This window comes from Pseudomonas asiatica (assembly GCF_040214835.1).
Classification (GTDB): domain Bacteria; phylum Pseudomonadota; class Gammaproteobacteria; order Pseudomonadales; family Pseudomonadaceae; genus Aquipseudomonas; species Aquipseudomonas putida_Z.
This window is the reverse complement of the sequence record NZ_CP157874.1, coordinates 4285359-4304917: the sequence shown is the minus strand read 5'-3', so window position 1 is coordinate 4304917 and position 19559 is coordinate 4285359. Positions and strand designations below refer to the sequence as shown.

The window sequence follows — 19559 nt, the reverse complement described above, 5'->3', positions numbered from 1 at the left end:
GGCTGGACGGGAGTCATGCCTTTGATACTCACATGCGGCGTAAGGTTGATTAAAGCAGTGAATGGCAACCTTTACATCGCACCTGGCTAAACATTTGTGCCGTTGCACCTGGCCTCTTCGCGGGTAAACCCGCTCCCACAGGATTGCATCAAGGCTGGGTGTCGTGCGGTCCCTGTGGGAGCGGGTTTACCCGCGAAGAGGCCGGCACAGGCAGCAGAGAACCGGCAAATCTGCGACAATCGCGCATCCTTCGAATGCCGATCATGAAAAAGCAGGCTCACCTGCATCACTAAAAAGCCCCATGACTGACCACGCCATCGACAAACTGCTGCAAAACCTCGACCACGCCATGATCGCCGACCGCCATCGCCTGCGCCGGCAATTGCACGAACTGCGCAAGCGCCCCGATGAGGCCAAGCTGGCGCAGTGGGTGGAAAAGGTCCAGGCGTCCTGCGCCCAGGTCACCGCGCGCCAGCAGAGCGTGCCGACCGTGCGCTACGACGACAGCCTGCCCATCGCTGCCAAGCGTGACGAAATCAAGAAGGCCCTGGCCGAGCACCAGGTGCTGGTGATCGCCGGCGAAACCGGCTCGGGCAAGACCACCCAGTTGCCGAAGATCTGCCTTGAACTGGGCCGTGGCAGCCATGGCCTGATCGCCCACACCCAGCCACGCCGGATCGCCGCCCGCAGCGTTGCCGCGCGGGTCGCCGAAGAGCTGGGCACGCCGCTGGGCGGGCTGGTCGGCTACCAGGTGCGTTTCGAAGACCAGAGCGACGCCAACACCCTGGTCAAGCTGATGACCGACGGCATCCTGCTGGCCGAAACCCAGCACGACCGTTTCCTCGAGCGCTACGACACGATCATCGTCGACGAGGCCCACGAGCGCAGCCTGAACATCGACTTCCTGCTCGGCTACCTGAAGACCCTGCTGCACCGCCGCCCGGACCTGAAGCTGATCATCACCTCGGCGACCATTGACCTGGAGCGCTTCTCCAAACACTTCGACGGCGCGCCGATCATCGAGGTGTCCGGGCGTACCTTCCCGGTGGAAACCTGGTATCGCCCACTGACCAGCGAGCAGGACGAGGAGGGCAACCAGATCGAGGACGACCTCACCGTCGACCAGGCCATCCTCGCCACGCTGGACGAGCTTGCGCACCACGAGCGAAGTGAGGGCAAGGGCCCCGGCGATGTGCTGATCTTCCTGCCGGGCGAGCGCGAGATCCGCGATGCCGCCGAGATCCTGCGCAAGGCGCAACTGCGCCACACCGAGATTCTGCCGTTGTACGCGCGCCTGTCGCCGGCCGAGCAGCAGCGCATCTTCCAGCCACACACCGGGCGCCGTGTGGTGCTGGCCACCAACGTTGCGGAAACCTCGCTGACCGTGCCGGGCATCCGCTATGTGATCGACACCGGTACCGCGCGCATCAGCCGCTACAGCTACCGCGCCAAGGTGCAGCGCCTGCCCATCGAAGCCGTGTCGCAGGCCAGTGCCAACCAGCGCAAGGGCCGCTGCGGCCGGGTCGAACCGGGCATCTGCGTGCGCCTGTACAGCGAAGAGGATTTCAACAGCCGGCCGGCGTTCACCGACCCGGAGATCCTGCGCACCAACCTGGCGGCAGTGATCCTGCAGATGCTGCACCTGCGCCTGGGCGCAATCGACGCCTTCCCGTTTATCGAGCCGCCGGATGGCAAGGCCATCAGCGATGGTTTCAACCTGCTGCAGGAGCTGTCGGCGGTCAACCGCGAAAACCAGCTGACGCCGATCGGCCGCCAGCTGGCGCGCCTGCCGATCGACCCGCGGCTGGGCCGCATGCTGCTCGAAGGCGCCCGCCTGGGCAGCCTGCAGGAAGTGCTGATCGTCACCAGTGCGCTGTCGGTGCAAGACCCGCGCGAACGCCCGCCGGAGCGCCAGCAGGCCGCCGACCAGGCGCACGCGCAATGGAAGGACGTGGATTCCGACTTCGCCGCGCTGGTCAACCTGTGGCGTGGCTTCGAGGAACAGCGCCAGGCGCTGACCGCCAACCCGCTGCGCAACTGGTGCCGCAAGAACTTCCTGAACTACCTGCGCCTGCGCGAATGGCGCGATGCCCATCGCCAGCTGGCGCTGATCTGCCGTGACCTGCAGCTGACAGTGAACAAGGACCCGTCCGACTACCCGAAAATGCACAAGGCCATTCTCAGTGGCCTGCTCAGCCAGATCGGCCAGAAGACCGAAGAGGGCGACTACCAGGGCGCCCGTCAGCGGCGCTTCTGGGTGCACCCGTCGTCGGGCCTGGGGCGCAAGCGCCCGCAGTGGGTGATGGCGGCCGAACTGGTCGAAACCACCAAGCTGTACGCACGCATGGTGGCCAGGATCGAGCCGGACTGGATCGAGCCGCTGGCCGGCCACCTGGTCAAGAAGAACCACTTCGAGCCGCACTGGGAGAAGAAGCGCGGGCAGGTGGTGGCCTACGAGCAGATCACCCTGTACGGCCTGATCCTGGTCGGCCGTCGGCCGGTGCATTTCGGCCCGATCGACCCGGTCACCTCGCGCGAGCTGTTCATCCGCGAAGGCCTGGTGGGTGGCGAAATCCAGTCGCGGGCCAAGTGCCTGGCGGCCAACAAGCGCCTGCTGGAAGAGCTCGACGAGCTGGAGGCCAAGGCCCGCCGCCGCGACATTCTTGCCGACGAAGAGACGCTGTACGCCTTCTACGAAGCGCGTCTGCCGGCGGAAATCCACCAGACCGCGACCTTCGACAGCTGGTACCGCATGGGCAGCCAGAAGGACGCCAACCTGCTGATCATGCGCGAGGAAGACGTGCTGGCCCGCGAGGCCAGCGAAGTCACCGCTGCGCAGTACCCCGACAGCATGCAGGTGGGCGAGCTGCGCCTGCCGCTGAGTTACCACTTCGAGCCCGGCCACCCTCGCGATGGCGTGACCGTGCGGGTGCCGGCACCGCTGTTGCCGAGCCTGCCGGGCGAGCGCCTGGAGTGGCTGGTGCCCGGCCTGCTGGAAGCCAAGTGCGTGGCGCTGGTGCGCAACCTGCCCAAGGCCCTGCGCAAGAACTTCGTGCCGGTGCCGGACTTCGTCAAGGCCTCGCTGGCACGCATGACCTTCGGCCAGGGCGCATTGCCGCAGGCCCTGGGCCAGGAACTGCTGCGCATGACTGGCGCCCGTGTGCCCGACGAGGCATGGGACGAGTCGGTCAACCTGGTTGAAGGCCACCTGCGCATGAACATCGAAGTGGTCGATGGCCAGGGCAAGTTCCTGGGTGAAGGCCGCGACCTGGCCGAGCTGACCGCGCGCTTTGCAGCAGCCAGCCAGGCAGCGTTGGCCGTGCCGCGTGATGCCAAGAGCGAGCAGCCGGTGCAGGCCAAGGCTTTCAGCGAGGTGAAGCAGACCGCGCAGCAGAAGATCGCCGGCCTGTCGATGACCGTGTACCCGGCGCTGGTGGAAGAGGGCGGCACCGTGCGCGAAGGGCGCTTCTCGACCCAGGCCGAGGCCGAGTTCCAGCACCGCCGCGCCTTGCAGCGCCTGTTGCTGCAGCAGTTGGCCGAGCCGGCCAAGTACCTGCGCGGCAAGCTGCCGGGGCTGACCGAGTTGGGCCTGCTGTACCGTGAAATGGGCCGGGTCGAGGCGCTGGTCGAGGACATTCTGCTGGCCAGCCTGGACAGTTGCATCCTCGAAGGTGAACAGCCGCTGCCACGCGATGGTGCGGCCCTGGCTGGCCTGGCCGAGCGCAAGCGCGGCAGCTGGGCCGAGCATGCCGAGCGCCTGGCACGGCAGACGTTGGAAGTGCTGAAGCTGTGGCATGGGCTGCAGAAGCGCTTCAAGGGCAAGATCGACCTGAGCCAGGCGGTGGCGCTGAACGACATCAAGCAACAGCTCGGCAACCTGGTGTACCCAGGCTTCGTGCGCGAAACCCCTGGGGGCTGGTTCAAGGAGCTGCCGCGTTACCTCAAGGCGGTGGAACTGCGCCTGGAGAAGCTGGGTTCGCAGGTGCAGAAGGACCGGGTGTGGAGCGGTGAGCTGGCCAACCTGTGGGCGCAGTACAAGGCCCGTGCCGACAAGCATGCCCAGGAAGGCAAGCGTGATGAGCAACTGACGGTGTACCGCTGGTGGCTGGAGGAATATCGCGTTTCGCTGTTTGCCCAGCAGTTGGGGACCAAGGTGCCGATTTCCGACAAGCGATTGAGCAAGCAATGGAGCCAGGTGGAGGGCTAAACTTCCACAGTTGTGGCAATATTGACGCAATTTGGGGCCGCCTGGCGGCCCCTTCGCGGGTAAACCCGCTCCCACAGGTACAGCAGTGTCCTCGGGAGCGGCGCAACCCCTGTGGAAGCGGGCGTGCCCGCGAACGAGGGCGCAGCCCTCGCCTATAAATTGGTACTAAAGTGCCATCAACCTGTCATGTTTCCAGCCAGCGCCCCGTGGCGATGGCCTTTGACCAGAGGAACGACCGTGCATAACGTCGTGATCAGCGGCACCGGCCTGTACACCCCGGCCCAGAGCATTTCGAACGAAGAACTGGTGGCGTCCTTCAACACCTGGTCGCAGCAGTTCAACCAGGACAACGCCGCCGCCATCGAGCGCGGTGAAGTCGAGGCGGCGCCGCTGTCCGATGCCGCGTTCATCGAAAAGGCCTCGGGCATCAAGAGCCGCTTCGTCATGGACAAGGCTGGCATCCTCGACCCGCAGCGCATGAAGCCGCGCCTGCCCGAGCGCTCCAACGACGAACCTTCGGTGCTCTGCGAAATGGCCGTGGCCGCTGCCCGCCAGGCCCTGGAGCGCGCCGGTCGCACGGCGGCCGATGTCGACGGGGTGATCGTCGCCTGCTCCAACCTGCAGCGCCCGTACCCGGCCATCGCCATCGAAGTGCAGCAGGCGCTGGGCATCCAGGGCTTTGCCTTCGACATGAACGTGGCCTGCTCGTCGGCCACTTTCGGCATCCAGACCGCCGCCAACAGCGTGGCCCTGGGCCAGGCGCGCGCGGTGCTGATGGTCAACCCGGAGGTGTGCACCGGCCACCTGAACTTCCGTGACCGCGACAGCCACTTCATCTTTGGTGATGCTGCCACTGCGGTGCTGCTCGAGCGTGCCGACAAGGCCACCTCGGCGCACCAGTTCGACATCGTCAGCAGCAAGCTGTGGACCGAGTTCTCCAACAACATCCGTAACAACTTCGGTTTCCTCAACCGCGCGGCGGAAGAGGGCGAGGGCGCGGCGGACAAGCTGTTCATCCAGGAAGGCCGCAAGGTGTTCCGCGAGGTGTGCCCGAAGGTGGCCGAGCTGATCGGTGAGCACCTGCGGGAAAACGGGCTGCAACCCAGCGATGTGAAACGCTTCTGGCTGCACCAGGCCAACCTCAGCATGAACCACCTGATCGTCAAGAAACTGCTGGGGCGTGAAGTGGCCGAGGAAGATGCACCGGTGATTCTCGACCGTTATGCCAACACCAGTTCGGCGGGGTCGGTGATTGCCTTCCACCTTTACCAGGACGACCTGGCCAAGGGCTCGCTGGGCGTGTTGAGCTCGTTTGGTGCGGGGTATTCGATTGGTAGTGTGATCCTGCGCAAGCGCTGATTTATCTGGCGCCTGTACCGGCCTCTTCGCGGGCTTGCCCGCTCCCACAGGTACTCCACAGTTTTCAAGAGCTGTGGTGATTCTGTGGGAGCGGGCGAGCCCGCGAAGAGGCCGGCGCATTTCTGCCAGGCAAGAAAAAGCGGGAAATGCCGGATGGGGTCGGCATTTCCCGCTTCAGGTGAAGCAGTGCAGGGTGTCGCTTAGAACTTGGCTTCCAGGTCTACCTGCAGCGTGTCTACGTCAGCATCGCTGTTCGGCAGGTTGGAGAAGTCGGTCTTGGCAATCATGTAGGCCGCGCCGAGGGCGAAGTTCTTGTCGATTTCGTAACCCACCTTGAACTTGTGGCCACGGGAACCGGTGAAGCCGTTACCGAAGTCAGAGTCGGTGAACAGGCTGACTACACCGTTACGCTGTACGTCGCGGTAGTTGTAGTCCAGGCTCCAGGCACCGATCTTGCTCTTCAAACCAGCCAGCCAGGCCTTGTCCTTGCCATCGGTGCTTTCGGTGTTCTTGACGAACTGGCCGTAGGCCGACAGCGGGATGGCGAAGCCGGTGAAGTCGACCTGGCCGAAACCTTCCACCAGCTGGAACTCGTTGGTGGTGTTGCCCAGCGAACGCAGGGCAGCAGATTCCTTGTCGTTGTCGTAGCCGTAGATACTGCCGCCGACGGTGACCTTGACGGTGTCAGCCGCGTTGAACTTGGTACCCAGCTGGGCCGCGTACAGCTGTGCGTCGTGCTTGAACTGCACGCCGTCGCCGTCGACGTTGTCCTTCAGGTTGTAGTGGCCGATGCTGCCGAACACTTCGGCCGGGCCGAGGTTGGTCTTGTAGGTAGCGGCCAGGCCTTCCGGGTTGATGTCGCTGTCCCAGATGATGTCGCCCATGCTCACCCATGGCTGCAGCATCTTGCCGCCGATCAGGTGCAGGTTCGGGACGGCAGTCGGGTGCCAGTCGAGGTAGGCCAGGTCGACCCACAGCGATTTCTTCTCGAAGTAGTTGTCCAGGCTCTGGTTGGTCGAGCGGGCATCGGCGCTGCTGCCGGTGGCCACACGCACGCCGGCGTCGACCTGCGGGTTGATCTCGCTGTAGAAGCCGACACGGGCACGTACGCGTTCACGGTCCTGGTTGCCGCTGCGAGCGATCGGGTCGTCGACGTTGACGTCTTCGTAACGCAGGCGCACATCACCCTTGATCTGGGTCTTGGCGGCCCATGCCACTTTCTGTTCAAAGGAGCTCATCCGTTCGGACTGAGCTTTCTGAGCGGCCTTTTCCTTGGTTTCTTGAGCCAGGTCCGCCTGCAGTTCGTTGTACTGCGCCTGGTTGATCGAGCCATTGGCGCGGAGCATTTCGAGCAGCTTGGCGTCGACAGCTGCACTGGCCGGAGTACTCAGAGCCAGCATCATGCCGGTGAGGCTCACTCCGGTAAGTGTAGAAACAAGACGCATAAGGTTCTCCCTGTTGAATAAGATGGGGGAGGCTCAAGCGCCCGCCCCTGTGTTGGCATGTCTTCGGAAAGGGCCTGAATAGACAGGTTCTGGGGTTCCGGAAAACAGGCGCAAGTATTGCGGGGGCGAATGACAGATTAATGTCGAATTAGTGGCACTGCGGTTAAGTAATTGAGAATAAAAGGATCTGTCCCGGCTATCGTGATTTGAGTGGCGGGCCTTCCTTGGGGATACTGGGTACCTTGAAACAGCGAGCCGAAACCGTGACCAGCCTGTACAGCCTTGCCCATCTGCGTGATTTACCGGCGGCCACCTGGGATGCCCTGGTGCCGGCCGGCCAACCGTTCCTGCGCCATGCGTTTCTCAGCGCCATGGAGGACAGCGGCAGCGTCGCGCGCAACACCGGCTGGGCCGCCGAGCACCTGGTGCTGGAACGTGACGGGCAGGTACGGGCGCTGCTGCCGGCGTACCGCAAATGGCACTCGTTTGGCGAGTACGTGTTCGACCATGGCTGGGCCGATGCCTGTGAGCGGGCTGGCATTGCCTACTACCCCAAGCTGCTCGGTGCCGTGCCGTTCAGCCCGGTCAGCGGCCCGCGCCTGCTCGCCGCCGACCCAGCTGATGGCCTGCTGGTACTGCAGGCGTTACCGGAGTACCTGGGCAAGGGCGGGCTGTCTGGTGCGCACATCAATTTCACCGAGCCGGCGCTGGACGACCAGCTGGCCGGCCAGCCGGGCTGGATGGAGCGCCTGGGCTGCCAGTTTCATTGGCGCAACCACGGCTACCGTGACTTCCAGGATTTTCTCGACAGCCTGAGTTCGCGCAAGCGCAAGCAGATGCGCAAGGAGCGTGAACAGGTGGCCGGGCACGGTATTGAATTCCGCTGGTACCGTGGGGGTGACCTGGATGAGGCGCAGTGGGATTTCGTCTACCGCTGCTACGCCAATACCTACGCGGTGCGCCGCCGTGCGCCCTACCTGACACGCGAGTTCTTCAGCCTGCTGGCAGAGCGCATGCCCGAGAACTTGCGCGTGGTGATGGCGCGGCAGGGTGGCCGTGATGTGGCCATGGCCCTTAGCCTGGTGGGCGGCGACAGCCTGTTTGGCCGCTACTGGGGCTGCCTGGATGAATTCGACCGGCTGCATTTCGAAACCTGTTTCTACCAGGGCATGGACTTTGCCATCGCCGAAGGGCTGCAGCGTTTCGATGCCGGGGCGCAGGGGGAGCACAAGCTTATTCGCGGCTTCGAGCCGGTGCTGACGCGGTCGTGGCACTACCTGTTGCACCCGGGGCTGCGGCGGGCGGTGGAGGATTTTCTGGCGCAGGAGCGGGAAGGGGTGCGGGCGTATGCCGAGGAGGCCAGGGGGATGTTGCCCTATCGCCGGGACTGATCCATTCATATTGCCTGTGCCGGCCCTTTCGCGGGTGAACCCGCTCCCACAGGTACTGCACAGACCGTGAAATTTGTGCGGTCCCTGTGGGAGCGGGTTCACCCGCGAAGAGGCCAGTACAGGAATCAGTCGACCCCGACAAACCCCCCGGTCTGGTGATGCCACAACCGGGCATACAAGCCTTGCTGCTCCAGCAGTTCACTATGGCTGCCACTCTCGACAATCCGCCCCTTGTCCAGCACCACCAGCCGGTCCATCCGCGCAATGGTGGAAAGCCGGTGGGCAATGGCGATCACTGTCTTGCCCTGCATCAGCGTCTCCAGGCTTTCCTGGATCGCTGCCTCCACCTCCGAGTCCAGCGCCGAAGTGGCCTCGTCCATGATCAGGATCGGTGCATTTTTCAGCAGCACCCGGGCAATCGCGATGCGCTGGCGCTGGCCACCCGACAGCTTGACCCCGCGCTCGCCCACATGGGCATCGAAACCGGTGCGCCCCTGGGCGTCCGACAACTGCGGGATGAACTCGTCGGCGCGGGCCCGGCGCACCGCTTCATGCAGCGCCGCCTCGCTGGCACCGGGGCGACCATACAGCAGGTTGTCGCGGATCGAGCGGTGCAGCAGCGAGGTGTCCTGGGTGATCATGCCGATCTGCGCGCGCAGGCTGGCCTGGCTCACTTCGGCAATGTCCTGGCCGTCGATGAGGATGCGCCCGCCCTGCACGTCATACAGCCGTAGCAGCAGGTTGACCAGGGTCGACTTGCCTGCCCCGGACGGGCCGATCAGGCCGATCTTCTCGCCCGGGCGGATGTCCAGGTCGAGCCCTTCGATCACGTTGGCGGCCTTGCCGTAATGGAAGTCCACGTCATCGAAACGCACCGCACCGCGGCTTACCTTGAGCGCCGGTGCGTTGGGCCGGTCGGTGACGGTGACCGGCTGGGCGATGGTCTGCAGGCCGTCCTGGACCATGCCGATGTTCTCGAAGATGCCGTTGACCACCCACATGATCCAGCCCGACATGTTGACGATGCGGATCACCAGGCCGGTGGCCAGGGCGATGGCGCCGACGGTGATCAGCGACTGGCTCCACAGCCACAGCGCCAGGCCGGTGGTGGCGACCACCAGCAGGCCATTGAGGGTGGTGATGACCACGTCCATGCTGGTGACCACGCGTGCGGCCAGCTGGGTTTTCTCTGTCTGTTCGCGGATCGCTTCGCGGGCGTACTGCTGCTCGAAGTCGGTATGGGCGAACAGCTTGAGGGTGGCGATGTTGGTGTAGCCGTCGACGATGCGCCCCATCAGCTTGGAGCGGGCGTCGGAGGAAATCACCGAACGCTCCTTCACCCGGGGGACGAAGTAGAACAGCGCGGCGATGTAGCCGGCGATCCACAACAGCAGCGGCAGCATCAGGCGCCAGTCGGCCTCGGCGAACAGCACCAGTGAGGTGATGGCGTAGATCAGCACGTGCCATAGCGCATCCACCGCCTGCACCGCAGAGTCGCGCAGTGAGTTGCCGGTCTGCATGATGCGCTGGGCGATGCGCCCGGCGAAGTCGCTCTGGAAGAAGTTCAGGCTCTGCTTGAGCACATAGGTGTGGTTCTGCCAGCGGATCAGGCTGGTCATGCCGGGGTTGATGGTCTGGTGCACCAGCAGGTCGTGCAGGCCGAAGAATACCGGCCGCAGCAGCAGGATCACCACCAGCATCCAGATCAGCTCGCCGCTGTGTTCGCTGAAGAAACTGGCATTGGGCGTACCCTGTGCCAGGTCGATGATGCGGCTGAGGTAGCTGAACATCGCCACCTCGATCAGCGAGGCGACCAGGCCCACCACCAGCAGGGCGACAAAGCTCGGCCACACCTGGCGCAGGTAGTAGAGGTAGAACGGCCACACCTGGCCGGGTGGCGACTCGCTGGGCGCGTCGCGGAAGATGTCGATCAGTTGCTCGAAACGGCGGTACAGCATGGGTGACAAGACTCCTGTGCTACCCGACCCCGGAAGGTTTCACGTCCCTGTGAAACCTGCGGTCAGTCGATGCGTTTGGCGGACTTGATGTAGACCGGATCGGCCGGCACATCGCGCATGCCTTTCTTGACGGTGGTCGGTGAATTGACGATCTGGTCTACCACCTCCATGCCCTTGGTCACTTTGCCGAACACGGCGTAACCGGCGTCGCGGCCCGGATTGAGAAAATCGTTGTCGGCGACGTTGATGAAGAACTGGCTGGTAGCCGAGTTCGGGTTGGAGGTACGCGCCATCGACAGCGTGCCACGGGTGTTCTGCAGGCCGTTGCTGGCCTCGTTCTTGATCGGGTCCTTGGTGTCTTTCTGGACCATCTGGTCGGTGAAACCGCCGCCCTGGACCATGAAGCCCGGAATTACCCGGTGGAAGATGGTGTTGTTGTAGAAGCCGCTGTCGACGTACTCGAGGAAGTTCTTGGTACTGACCGGCGCCTTCTCGGCATTCAGTTCGATTTCGACCTGGCCGAAGCTGGTGTCCAGCAGTACGTGCGGGGTCTTGTCGGAGGCCATGACGCTGGTGGCGAAGGCGACCGAGCAGGCGGTGAGCAGGAGTTTTTTCAGCATGGGCTCAAAGATCCTTGAGAGGTGGAAGCGGCTGCAAGGAACTGCAGCAGGGTCTGGTTGAAGACCTCGGGTTGGTCGAGGGGGGTAGCGTGCCGGGAATCGTCGATGACCACCAGCCTGGCGTGGGGCATCAGGGCGACGTAGCGTTCTTTCAGTTGTATCGGGGTGTAATCGTGGTCGGCGGCGATCACCAGGGTAGGACAGTGGATCTGGCCGATGCGTTCCTGCACGCCCCAGTCGACGATGGCGTCGAAACTCTTGAGGTAGGCGCGCTTGTCGTTGCGTGCCCAGCGCTGGGCCATCTTGTGCCGCAGTTCGGCCTGCTGCGGTTTGGGGAACAGCCGCTCGGCCAGGCCCTTGCCGACGGTTTCGACACTGAGCAGGCGCGCCAGGCCCCAGCGCTTGAGCCACCATGCCCAGTCACTGCGGGTGCGGCGCTTGACCTCGGGGGCGCTGTTGACGATGCACAGGCTGCGCAGCCACTGCGGGTGATCGACGGCGAACTGGAAGCCGACCATGCCACCCATGGACAGGCCGACGATGTGCACCGGGCCGGTGTGCAGGTGTTCGAGCAGGGCCAGCAGGTCGGCGCTGAAGGTGGCGATCTGGTAACCGTCGCGTGGCTTGTCGGAGCGGCCGTGGCCGCGGATGTCCATGAGGATTACCCGGTAGTGGCGGCTGAGCACCGGCACCTGCAGCTCCCAGTCCTGGCAGCTGGAGCCCAGGCCATGCAGCAATACCAGGGGTTCGCCCTGGCCATATTCCTCGTAATGCAGTGCGCATCCTTCATGTTCGAAATAGGCCATGGGCGCGGTCCTCTCAGGCTTGTGGGGGGGCTGCGAAGGGCACGTCCAGTGGCGCGGTGTCGAAATTGCGCAGCAGGTCGATGAGAATCTGCGTAGCCGGGCCCAAGGTCTTCTCTTTGCTCGAATAAAGGTAGAACAGTGGGTGGCGGCTGCCACCCTGATCCAGCGGCAACGGCTTGAGCACGCCTTCGCGCAGCTCGCGCTCGATCATGTGGCGGGGCAGCCAGGCAAAGCCCAGGCCACTGCTGACGAAGGTAGCGGCGGTGCCCAGGCTACCGACGGTCCAGCGTTGCTCGGCACCCAGCCAGCCGACATCGCGTGGCTGGGCGCGGCCGGAGTCGCGGATTACCACCTGCAACTGGCTTTCCAGGTCCTGGAAGGTCAGTTCGCGGCCCAGGCGGTGCAGGCTGTGTTCGGGGTGGGCGACGGCGACGAATTCCACCGCGCTCAGTTCGGCGCCCAGGTAGCCGCCGATGCTGTAGCTGCTGATGGCCAGGTCGGCGATGCCTTCGTGCATCACTTCCTCGACGCCAGACAGCACTTCTTCACGCAGGCGTACCCGGCAGCCACGGCTCTGCGGCATGAACGCGGCCAGGGCGCGGACCAGGCGGGCACTGGGGTAGGCGGCATCGACCACCAGGCGTACCTCGGCCTCCCAGCCCTGTTCCATGTGGTGGGCAAGGTCTTCGAGCTGGCTGGCCTGCTTGACCAGGTGGCGCGAACGGCGCAGCAGGACATTGCCGGCCTCGGTGAGCACCGCCTTGCGGCCGTCGATGCGCAGCAGCGGCACGCCCAGTTGCTCCTGCATGCGGGCCACGGTGTAGCTGACCGATGACTGCGAGCGGTGCAGTGCCTCGGCGGCCTGGGCAAACCCACCGTGATCGACCACTGCCTGCAGGGTTCGCCACTGGTCAAGGGTTACGCGCGGCGCTTTCATCTTTCGCTCCTGTTGTCCTAAGCTGCGCTCTTTCAAGGAGAGCGGCCCATGAAGAAATGTTGTGCGGCAATACTGATGTGCCTGCCCCTCGGGGCCATGGCTTATCCCATCGACGTTGAGAAGGAACTGACCGGGGTGAAGCTCGACTACACCGCCTATGACACGGCCTATGACATTGGCGCCATCACCCTCAACAACTATGGGCAGGTACCGGCCGCGTGCAAGGTGACTTTCCGCAATGGCCCCGAGGCACCACGGGTGCGACGGGTGAACGTACCGGCCGGTAAAAGCGTCGATGTCACTGCCAAGTTCAACCGGCAGATCATCAAATTACGGATCGCCTTGAACTGCAGTGCAGAATAAACTGATAAATCGATAGATTGAACCCACTTTTTACGCTTTTTTATCGATAGGTCAAGCCGTAATCTCACCTCCATCGAATCGCAACCCTTTTTGCCGATGGAGGCCCCCCATGTCCCGCGTACTGATCATCGAAAGCAGCGCCCGCCAGCAGGATTCCGTTTCCCGTCAGCTGACCCGTGATTTCATCCAGCAGTGGCAGGCCGCCCACCCGGCCGATCAGATCAGTGTGCGCGACCTGGCCGTGAACCCGGTGCCGCACCTGGACGCCAACCTGCTGGGTGGCTGGATGAAGCCCGAAGAACAGCGTAGTGCTGCCGAGCTGGACGCCTTGGCCCGCTCCAACGAACTGACCGATGAACTGCTCGCCGCCGACGTGCTGGTGATGGCTGCGCCGATGTACAACTTCACCATCCCCAGCACCCTGAAGGCCTGGCTGGACCACGTGCTGCGTGCCGGCATCACCTTCAAGTACACCCCCACCGGCCCGCAGGGCTTGCTGACCGGCAAGCGCGCCATCGTCCTGACTGCCCGTGGCGGCATCCACGCCGGCGCCACCAGCGACCACCAGGAACCGTACCTGCGCCAGGTAATGGCCTTCATCGGCATTCACGATGTCGACTTCATCCATGCCGAAGGCCTGAACATGAGCCCTGACTTCCACGAGAAGGGCGTCAACCAGGCCAAGGCCAAGCTGGCGGCGGTGGCCTGAGGCTTAGCGAATTCCCAACCCTGACACCTGTTGTTGCTCCTTTGGGTGTACCTGCCCGGCCTGCATGGCCGGGCTTTTTTATGTCTGGAATTTCATGGGTGCCTGTGCCGGCCTCTTCGCGGGTAAACCCGCTCCCACAGGGATATCACGGCACCTGAGGCCTGTGGTGTCCCTGTGGGAGCGGGTTTACCCGCGAAGAGGCCGGCACAGCCCTTACATTCCTCATGGTTGAACTCATTTGCCGCAACCCGCTAAGGTCGCGGCCTTGATCCACGAGAGGCAACCATGGGCTACCTGATAATCGTCGCGCTGATCCAGGCGTTTTCCTTCAGCCTGATCGGCGAGTACCTGGCCGGGCACGTCGACAGCTACTTTGCCGTGCTCGCGCGCGTGGTGCTGGCTGGCCTGGTGTTCCTGCCGCTGACCCGCTGGCGCCAGGTCGAGCCGCGCTTCATGCGCTCGATGCTGCTGATCGGCGCGCTGCAGTACGGCATCACCTACGTCTGCCTGTACCTGAGCTTTCGCGTGCTCACCGTGCCGGAGGTGCTGCTGTTCACCATTCTCACGCCGTTGCACGTGACGCTGATCGAAGACGCCATGAACCGGCGTTTCAACCCGTGGGCGCTGCTGGCAGCGCTGGTGGCGGTGGCCGGCGCGGCGGTGATCCGCTTCGACACCATCAGCGGCGAGTTCTTCATCGGCTTCCTGCTGCTGCAACTGGCCAACTTCACCTACGCCGCCGGCCAGGTGCTGTACCGCCACCTGGTTGCACGCCACCCCAGCGACTTGCCGCACTACAAGCGCTTTGGCTACTTCTACTTGGGCGCGTTGATTGTGGTATTGCCGGCCTTCCTGCTGTTTGGCAACGCCCAGCACTTGCCGACCACCGATGTGCAGTGGCTGGTGCTGCTGTTCCTGGGCCTGTGCCCGACGGCGCTGGGCCTGTACTGGTGGAACAAGGGCGCCTGCATGGTTTCGGGCGGGACGCTGGCGGTGATGAACAACCTGCATGTGCCGGTAGGGTTGCTGCTCAATTTGCTGATCTGGAACCAGGACGAGCCATTGGGCAGGCTGTTCATCGGCGCGGCGGTGATCCTGGCGTCGGTGTGGATGAGCCGCCTGGGTACCCTGACGTTATCAAGCAAGCCATGGCGCAGCCAGCTATGACGCGTTCGTTACTGAACCCAAATCCCGCCGGTACCTACCCGATAATCAGGAAAACAAAATCGGGAGACCGGCGTGAAGCTAGAAACGCGAAGTATCGAATTTGTCCCACACGCCGAGCGTTATGGCACGCCTAAACGATTGTTCACCATCTGGTTCAGCTCCAATTTCCAGATAACCGCCCTGATGGTCGGCACCCTGGGCGCTGCGTCGGGGCTAAGTCTGGGCTGGACCTTGCTGGGCCTGTTGGTCGGCAACCTGATCGGCACCGTGTTCATGGCCGCGCATTCTGCCCAGGGGCCTCACCTGGGCGTGCCACAGATGATCCAGAGCCGAGCCCAGTTCGGTGTCCATGGTGCCGCGCTCCCTCTGCTGGTGATGGTCACGGCCGCAGTCCTGTTCCTCGCCGCCAGCGGCGTGCTGATGCGCAATGCCCTGCAGGCGCTGGTGCCCATGAGCGATGACCAGGCGATCGTGGTGGTCGGCTTGCTGACTTTTGTCATCGGCTTTGTCGGCTACGAGCTGATCCACCGCCTGGGCGCGTGGATGAGTCTGTTGTCCACACTGGTTTTTGCCGGCGCCCTGGTGCTGATCCTGCTGCACCCCGGCGACATGGCAACCACAACGGCAGTGAGTACCGGCTTCTCGTTCACCGCCTTCAACCTGATCGTGGCCCAGTCGGCCTCCTGGACGCTGGGGTATGGCCCCTATGTAGCCGATTACTCGCGCTACCTCCCGGCCAACGTCAACCCACGCGCCACGTTCTGGGCCACCTATTGCGGTTGCGCGCTGGGCTCCTTCGCCATGATGGCGCTCGGCGCGCTGGTGGCGGTGGAATTGCCCTCGGCACTGGGGCATGACCCGGCCACAGCCATTGCCGCGTTGTTCGGCCCGTGGGCGCCGCTGGCGCTGGCAGTGATTGCACTGGGGGTGATCCAGTACAACGTCCTGTGCCTGTACAGCGCCTACATGTCGTCGGTCACGATCTTTGGCGCCTTCAAGACCATCCGGCGCGTAACCGCGACGGCCAAGGCCTTGGTGATGGCTGGGCTGACCGCAGCGGCAACGCTGATCGCCATCGCCACCCAATACAATTTCGATACGTTCTTTGCCGACATCCTGATTGGCCAGCTGTACCTGTTGATCCCATGGAGCGCGATCAACCTGGTGGATTACTACTGGGTATGCCGAGGCCACTATGATGTCGGGGCGCTGTATGACTCCAAGGGGCGTTATGGGTGCTTCAATCGTCGAAGCCTGGCGGTGTACGCCGTGTCGATCATCGGTACCATCCCGTTCATGAAACTGTCGTTCTACACGGGCTTCGTGGCCGAGTGGCTGGGGGCGGACATCAGTTGGGCGATGGGGTTGATCCTGGCCGGTGCGCTGTATTGCATGGTCCATGGGCGCGAGAGTAACCGGCTTTCGACAAGCATGAATGCGCACCCCTGACTCGGTCCTGACACGGAAAGGGGCCGCTTTGCGCCCCATCGCCGGCAAGCCAGCTTCCACGGCTGCAGCGTTGATTTCGAGGTTGTCGCTGTACCTGTGGGAGCGGCCTTGTGTCGCGAAAGGGCCGCCACGCGGCCCCAGGATTGATGCGCGATAGTTGAAATTGCTGGGGCTGCTTTGCAGCCCTTTCGCGACACGAGGCCGCTCCCACAGGGGATCGCGCCAACTTTTAGAATTTAAGCAAGACAGTTGCTCCCACAGGTACTGCGCATGTCTCGAATTTTGCGCGGAGCATGTGGGAGCTGGCTTGCCGGCGATGGGCTGCGAAGCAGCCCCGGCAATCTCAAGCCTCGCTCATGTCTTCCAGCCGACGCGGCACAGGCTCTTGCGATACACGCCCGCTCAACCCCACCCGCATGTCGTTGCCACTCGGCTGCTGATACAGACTCAGCCCAAACTCCGGCAACACCGCCAGCAGATAATCGAAGATATCCCCCTGAATCCGCTCGTACTCAGCCCACGCCGTGGTAGTGGTAAAGCAGTAGATCTCCAGCGGTACACCTTCGGCGGTGGTCTGCATCTGCCGCACCATGCAGGTCATGTTCGGGTGCACGTTGGGGTGGTTCCTCAGGTAGGCCAGGGCAAACGCCCGGAAGGTGCCGATGTTGGTCAGCTTGCGGCGGTTGGCCGACAGCTCGGCCACTGGCCCCAGGGCTTCGTTCCAGCTTTGCAGTTCCTGGCGCTTGCCCGCCAGGTAATCGCGCAGAAGGCTGACCTGGGTGAGCCGCTGTTCTTCCTCGCGAGTCAGGAACCGCACGCCGGCCGCATCGATGAACAGGCTGCGCTTGATGCGTCGGCCACCGGACTGCTGCATGCCGCGGTAGTTGCGGAACGACTCGCTCATCAGGCGCCAGGTGGGGATGGAGACGATGGTCTTGTCGAAATTCTGCACCTTCACCGTGTGCAGGGTGATGTCCACCACATCGCCATCGGCGCCCACCTGGGGCATTTCGATCCAGTCGCCCACGTGCAGCATGTCGTTGCTGGTCAGCTGCACACTGGCGACGAACGACAGCAGGGTGTCCTTGTACACCAACAGCAGCACCGCCGACATGGCGCCCAGGCCCGACAGCAGCAACAGCGGCGAGCGGTCGATCAGGGTGGCGACGATGACGATGGAGGCGAAGATCCACAGCATCATCTTGGCCAGTTGCACGTAACCCTTGATCGAGCGGGTGCGGGCGTGTTCGGTGCGGGCATAGATGTCGAGCAGGGCATCCAGCAGGCACGACAGCGCCATGGTCATGAACAGCAGGGTAAAGGCCAGGGCGACATTGCCGAGGAAGTGCTGGGCGGTGTCGGACAGCTCAGGCACCAGTTTCAGGCCGAACTGCAGCACCAGTGACGGCGTGGTCTGTGCCAGGCGGTGGAACACCTTGTTGTTGCGCAGGTCGTCCAGCCACTTCAGTGCTGGCTGGCGGGCCAGCAGGCGGGCGCCGTGCAGCACCAGGAAGCGTGCCAGGCGGCCGATGACCAGGGAAATGAGCAGCAGCACCGCCAGGCCAATGGCCGCGTGCAGCATCGGATGTTGGTCAAGGGTGCCCCACAGGTCGAGGGAGTCACGCCAGATTCGTTGGATATCCATGGGCTTGCGTACAGTCTTGTTGCCAAACGAAGCGCCATTAGAGCGCGGATGGCGACAAAGTTGCCAAAAGAAATTCGGCTAAGGCGGCAGAAAACGTTACCCTATGCAACTGAATTTTCCGCACTTGCCTGAGGTTACCTCCGTGTTCTCCCAATTCGCCCTGCACGAACGCCTGCTTAAAGCCGTGGCCGAGCTTAACTTTGTCGAGCCAACCCCGGTGCAGGCCGCGGCCATCCCCCTGGCCCTGCAAGGGCGTGACCTGCGCGTGACCGCGCAGACCGGCAGCGGCAAGACCGCGGCCTTCGTGCTGCCGCTGCTCAACCGCCTGGTCGACCTGCGCGAACGCCGCGTCGAGATCCGTGCGCTGATCCTGCTGCCGACCCGTGAACTGGCCCAGCAGACCCTCAAGCAGGTACAGCTGTTCTCGCAGTTCACCTACATCAAGTCGGGCCTGGTTACCGGCGGTGAAGACTTCAAGGAACAGGCCGCCATGCTGCGCAAGGTGCCGGACGTGCTGATCGGCACCCCGGGCCGCCTGCTCGAGCAGCTCAATGCCGGCAACCTCGACCTGTCCCACGTACAGGTGCTGATCCTCGACGAAGCCGACCGCATGCTCGACATGGGCTTCGCCGAAGACATGGAGCGCCTGTGCAAGGAGTGCGAGAACCGCCAGCAGACCCTGCTGTTCTCCGCCACCACCGGTGGTGCAGCCCTGCGCGACATCATCGGCAAGGTGCTGAAAGACCCAGAGCACCTGATGCTCAACAGCGTCTCGCAGCTGGCCGAAGGCACCCGCCAGCAGATCATCACCGCTGACCACGACCAGCACAAAGAGCAGATCGTGCAGTGGCTGCTGGGCAACGAAACCTTCGACAAGGCGATCATCTTCACCAACACCCGCGCCCTGGCCGACCGCATCTACGGCCACCTGGTGGCCAAGGACGTGAAGGCCTTCGTGCTGCATGGCGAGAAGGACCAGAAGGACCGCAAGCTGGCCCTGGACCGCTTCAAGCAGGGCAGCTCCAAGGTGCTGGTGGCTACCGACGTTGCGGCCCGTGGCCTGGACATCGACGGCCTGGACCTGGTGATCAACTTCGACATGCCGCGCAGTGGTGACGAGTACGTGCACCGCGTGGGCCGTACCGGCCGTGCCGGTGGCGAAGGCCTGGCGATCTCGCTGATCACCCACAACGACTGGAACCTGATGTCGAGCATCGAGCGCTACCTCAAGCAGCAGTTCGAGCGCCGGGTGATCAAGGAAGTGAAGGGCACCTACAACGGGCCTAAGAAGGTCAAGGCCTCGGGCAAGGCGGCTGGCAGCAAGAAGAAAAAGGTCGAGAAGAAGACCGGTGACAAGAAGGCGACCGCCAAGCGCAAGCCAACCGCCAAGCCAAAGGCCAACGCACCGCTGGCCAGCGCTGACGGCCTGGCGCCGCTGAAAAAGCGCAAGCCTGCGGCTGAGTAACGCTCGGTAACGGTGTTAGCTTCTTCGCGGGTGAACCC

At 63.6% G+C, this 19559-nt stretch carries 14 protein-coding genes; 8 read left to right on the top strand and 6 right to left on the bottom strand.

The window, feature by feature from the left end; translation table 11 throughout:
• The first annotated feature begins 301 nt into the window (after nucleotides 1-301).
• Nucleotides 302-4207, top strand: coding sequence for an ATP-dependent RNA helicase HrpA (hrpA, locus tag ABNP31_RS19285; protein ID WP_025340176.1), 3906 nt, complete (start codon nucleotides 302-304; stop codon nucleotides 4205-4207).
• A 237-nt stretch (nucleotides 4208-4444) separates the two neighbouring features.
• A complete protein-coding gene (locus tag ABNP31_RS19280) occupies nucleotides 4445-5566 on the top strand; it encodes a beta-ketoacyl-ACP synthase III (RefSeq protein WP_085663935.1) in 1122 nt (373 codons plus the stop codon).
• A 200-nt stretch (nucleotides 5567-5766) separates the two neighbouring features.
• Here ABNP31_RS19280 and ABNP31_RS19275 read toward each other — a convergent pair whose 3' ends face one another.
• Nucleotides 5767-7011, bottom strand: a complete 1245-nt coding sequence (locus tag ABNP31_RS19275) for a putative porin (RefSeq protein ID WP_350012669.1) — start codon at nucleotides 7009-7011, stop codon at nucleotides 5767-5769.
• A 263-nt stretch (nucleotides 7012-7274) separates the two neighbouring features.
• Here ABNP31_RS19275 and ABNP31_RS19270 point away from each other — a divergent pair, with 263 nt between their 5' ends.
• Complete coding sequence (locus ABNP31_RS19270) at nucleotides 7275-8402, top strand: GNAT family N-acetyltransferase (protein ID WP_085664061.1); 1128 nt, start codon at nucleotides 7275-7277, stop codon at nucleotides 8400-8402.
• A gap of 125 nt (nucleotides 8403-8527) precedes the next feature.
• Here the strand turns inward: ABNP31_RS19270 and ABNP31_RS19265 are convergent, their stop codons facing one another.
• The 4 genes from ABNP31_RS19265 to ABNP31_RS19250 form a co-directional block, all read right to left on the bottom strand.
• A complete protein-coding gene (locus tag ABNP31_RS19265) occupies nucleotides 8528-10360 on the bottom strand; it encodes an ABC transporter ATP-binding protein (protein ID WP_075045990.1) in 1833 nt (610 codons plus the stop codon).
• Nucleotides 10361-10422: 62 nt separating this feature from the next.
• On the bottom strand, nucleotides 10423-10980 hold the full coding sequence (locus tag ABNP31_RS19260; RefSeq protein WP_085618620.1) for a peptidylprolyl isomerase: 558 nt from the start codon (nucleotides 10978-10980) through the stop codon (nucleotides 10423-10425).
• Nucleotides 10974-11786 (bottom strand): alpha/beta fold hydrolase, encoded by an 813-nt coding sequence (locus ABNP31_RS19255; RefSeq protein WP_025340171.1) that lies wholly within the window; start codon nucleotides 11784-11786, stop codon nucleotides 10974-10976. Before ABNP31_RS19255 ends, ABNP31_RS19260 begins: the two co-directional genes overlap by 7 nt.
• A 13-nt stretch (nucleotides 11787-11799) precedes the next feature.
• Entirely contained in the window at nucleotides 11800-12723 is a 924-nt protein-coding gene (locus ABNP31_RS19250; RefSeq protein WP_012273620.1) for a LysR family transcriptional regulator, read from the bottom strand.
• 48 nt (nucleotides 12724-12771) lie between these two features.
• Between ABNP31_RS19250 and ABNP31_RS19245 the strand changes: the two genes are divergently transcribed.
• The 4 genes from ABNP31_RS19245 (at nucleotide 12772) to ABNP31_RS19230 (ending at nucleotide 16411) form a co-directional block, all read left to right on the top strand.
• Nucleotides 12772-13086 carry a hypothetical protein gene (locus ABNP31_RS19245; protein WP_012051530.1) on the top strand — a complete coding sequence of 105 codons (315 nt, stop codon included), beginning with the start codon at nucleotides 12772-12774 and terminating at the stop codon, nucleotides 13084-13086.
• 109 nt (nucleotides 13087-13195) lie between these two features.
• Nucleotides 13196-13795, top strand: a complete 600-nt coding sequence (locus ABNP31_RS19240) for an FMN-dependent NADH-azoreductase (RefSeq protein WP_025340170.1) — start codon at nucleotides 13196-13198, stop codon at nucleotides 13793-13795.
• A gap of 285 nt (nucleotides 13796-14080) precedes the next feature.
• Nucleotides 14081-14962, top strand: coding sequence for a carboxylate/amino acid/amine transporter (locus tag ABNP31_RS19235; RefSeq protein WP_085589145.1), 882 nt, complete (start codon nucleotides 14081-14083; stop codon nucleotides 14960-14962).
• A 72-nt stretch (nucleotides 14963-15034) separates the two neighbouring features.
• On the top strand, nucleotides 15035-16411 hold the full coding sequence (locus ABNP31_RS19230; protein ID WP_350012668.1) for a purine-cytosine permease family protein: 1377 nt from the start codon (nucleotides 15035-15037) through the stop codon (nucleotides 16409-16411).
• A 343-nt stretch (nucleotides 16412-16754) separates the two neighbouring features.
• On the opposite strand, the gene ABNP31_RS19225 is transcribed toward ABNP31_RS19230, so the two are convergent.
• Complete coding sequence (locus tag ABNP31_RS19225; protein WP_350012667.1) at nucleotides 16755-18056, bottom strand: mechanosensitive ion channel family protein; 1302 nt, start codon at nucleotides 18054-18056, stop codon at nucleotides 16755-16757.
• A gap of 103 nt (nucleotides 18057-18159) precedes the next feature.
• On the opposite strand from ABNP31_RS19225, the gene ABNP31_RS19220 reads away from it, so the two are divergent.
• Nucleotides 18160-19521: a DEAD/DEAH box helicase gene (locus ABNP31_RS19220; protein ID WP_350012666.1), complete on the top strand. Its 1362-nt coding sequence runs from the start codon at nucleotides 18160-18162 to the stop codon at nucleotides 19519-19521.
• The last annotated feature ends 38 nt before the right edge of the window (nucleotides 19522-19559 follow it).

What these genes read in the sequence shown, in the direction of transcription:
- ABNP31_RS19235 (WP_085589145.1), top strand. Translation starts at nt 14,081, where the DNA reads ATGGGCTACCTGATAATCGTCGCGCTGATCCAGGCGTTTTCCTTCAGC.
- ABNP31_RS19260 (WP_085618620.1), bottom strand. Translation starts at nt 10,980, where the DNA reads ATGCTGAAAAAACTCCTGCTCACCGCCTGCTCGGTCGCCTTCGCCACC.
- ABNP31_RS19240 (WP_025340170.1), top strand. Translation starts at nt 13,196, where the DNA reads ATGTCCCGCGTACTGATCATCGAAAGCAGCGCCCGCCAGCAGGATTCC.
- hrpA (WP_025340176.1), top strand. Translation starts at nt 302, where the DNA reads ATGACTGACCACGCCATCGACAAACTGCTGCAAAACCTCGACCACGCC.
- ABNP31_RS19250 (WP_012273620.1), bottom strand. Translation starts at nt 12,723, where the DNA reads ATGAAAGCGCCGCGCGTAACCCTTGACCAGTGGCGAACCCTGCAGGCA.
- ABNP31_RS19275 (WP_350012669.1), bottom strand. Translation starts at nt 7,011, where the DNA reads ATGCGTCTTGTTTCTACACTTACCGGAGTGAGCCTCACCGGCATGATG.
- ABNP31_RS19245 (WP_012051530.1), top strand. Translation starts at nt 12,772, where the DNA reads ATGAAGAAATGTTGTGCGGCAATACTGATGTGCCTGCCCCTCGGGGCC.
- ABNP31_RS19265 (WP_075045990.1), bottom strand. Translation starts at nt 10,360, where the DNA reads ATGCTGTACCGCCGTTTCGAGCAACTGATCGACATCTTCCGCGACGCG.
- ABNP31_RS19255 (WP_025340171.1), bottom strand. Translation starts at nt 11,786, where the DNA reads ATGGCCTATTTCGAACATGAAGGATGCGCACTGCATTACGAGGAATAT.
- ABNP31_RS19225 (WP_350012667.1), bottom strand. Translation starts at nt 18,056, where the DNA reads ATGGATATCCAACGAATCTGGCGTGACTCCCTCGACCTGTGGGGCACC.
- ABNP31_RS19220 (WP_350012666.1), top strand. Translation starts at nt 18,160, where the DNA reads ATGCAACTGAATTTTCCGCACTTGCCTGAGGTTACCTCCGTGTTCTCC.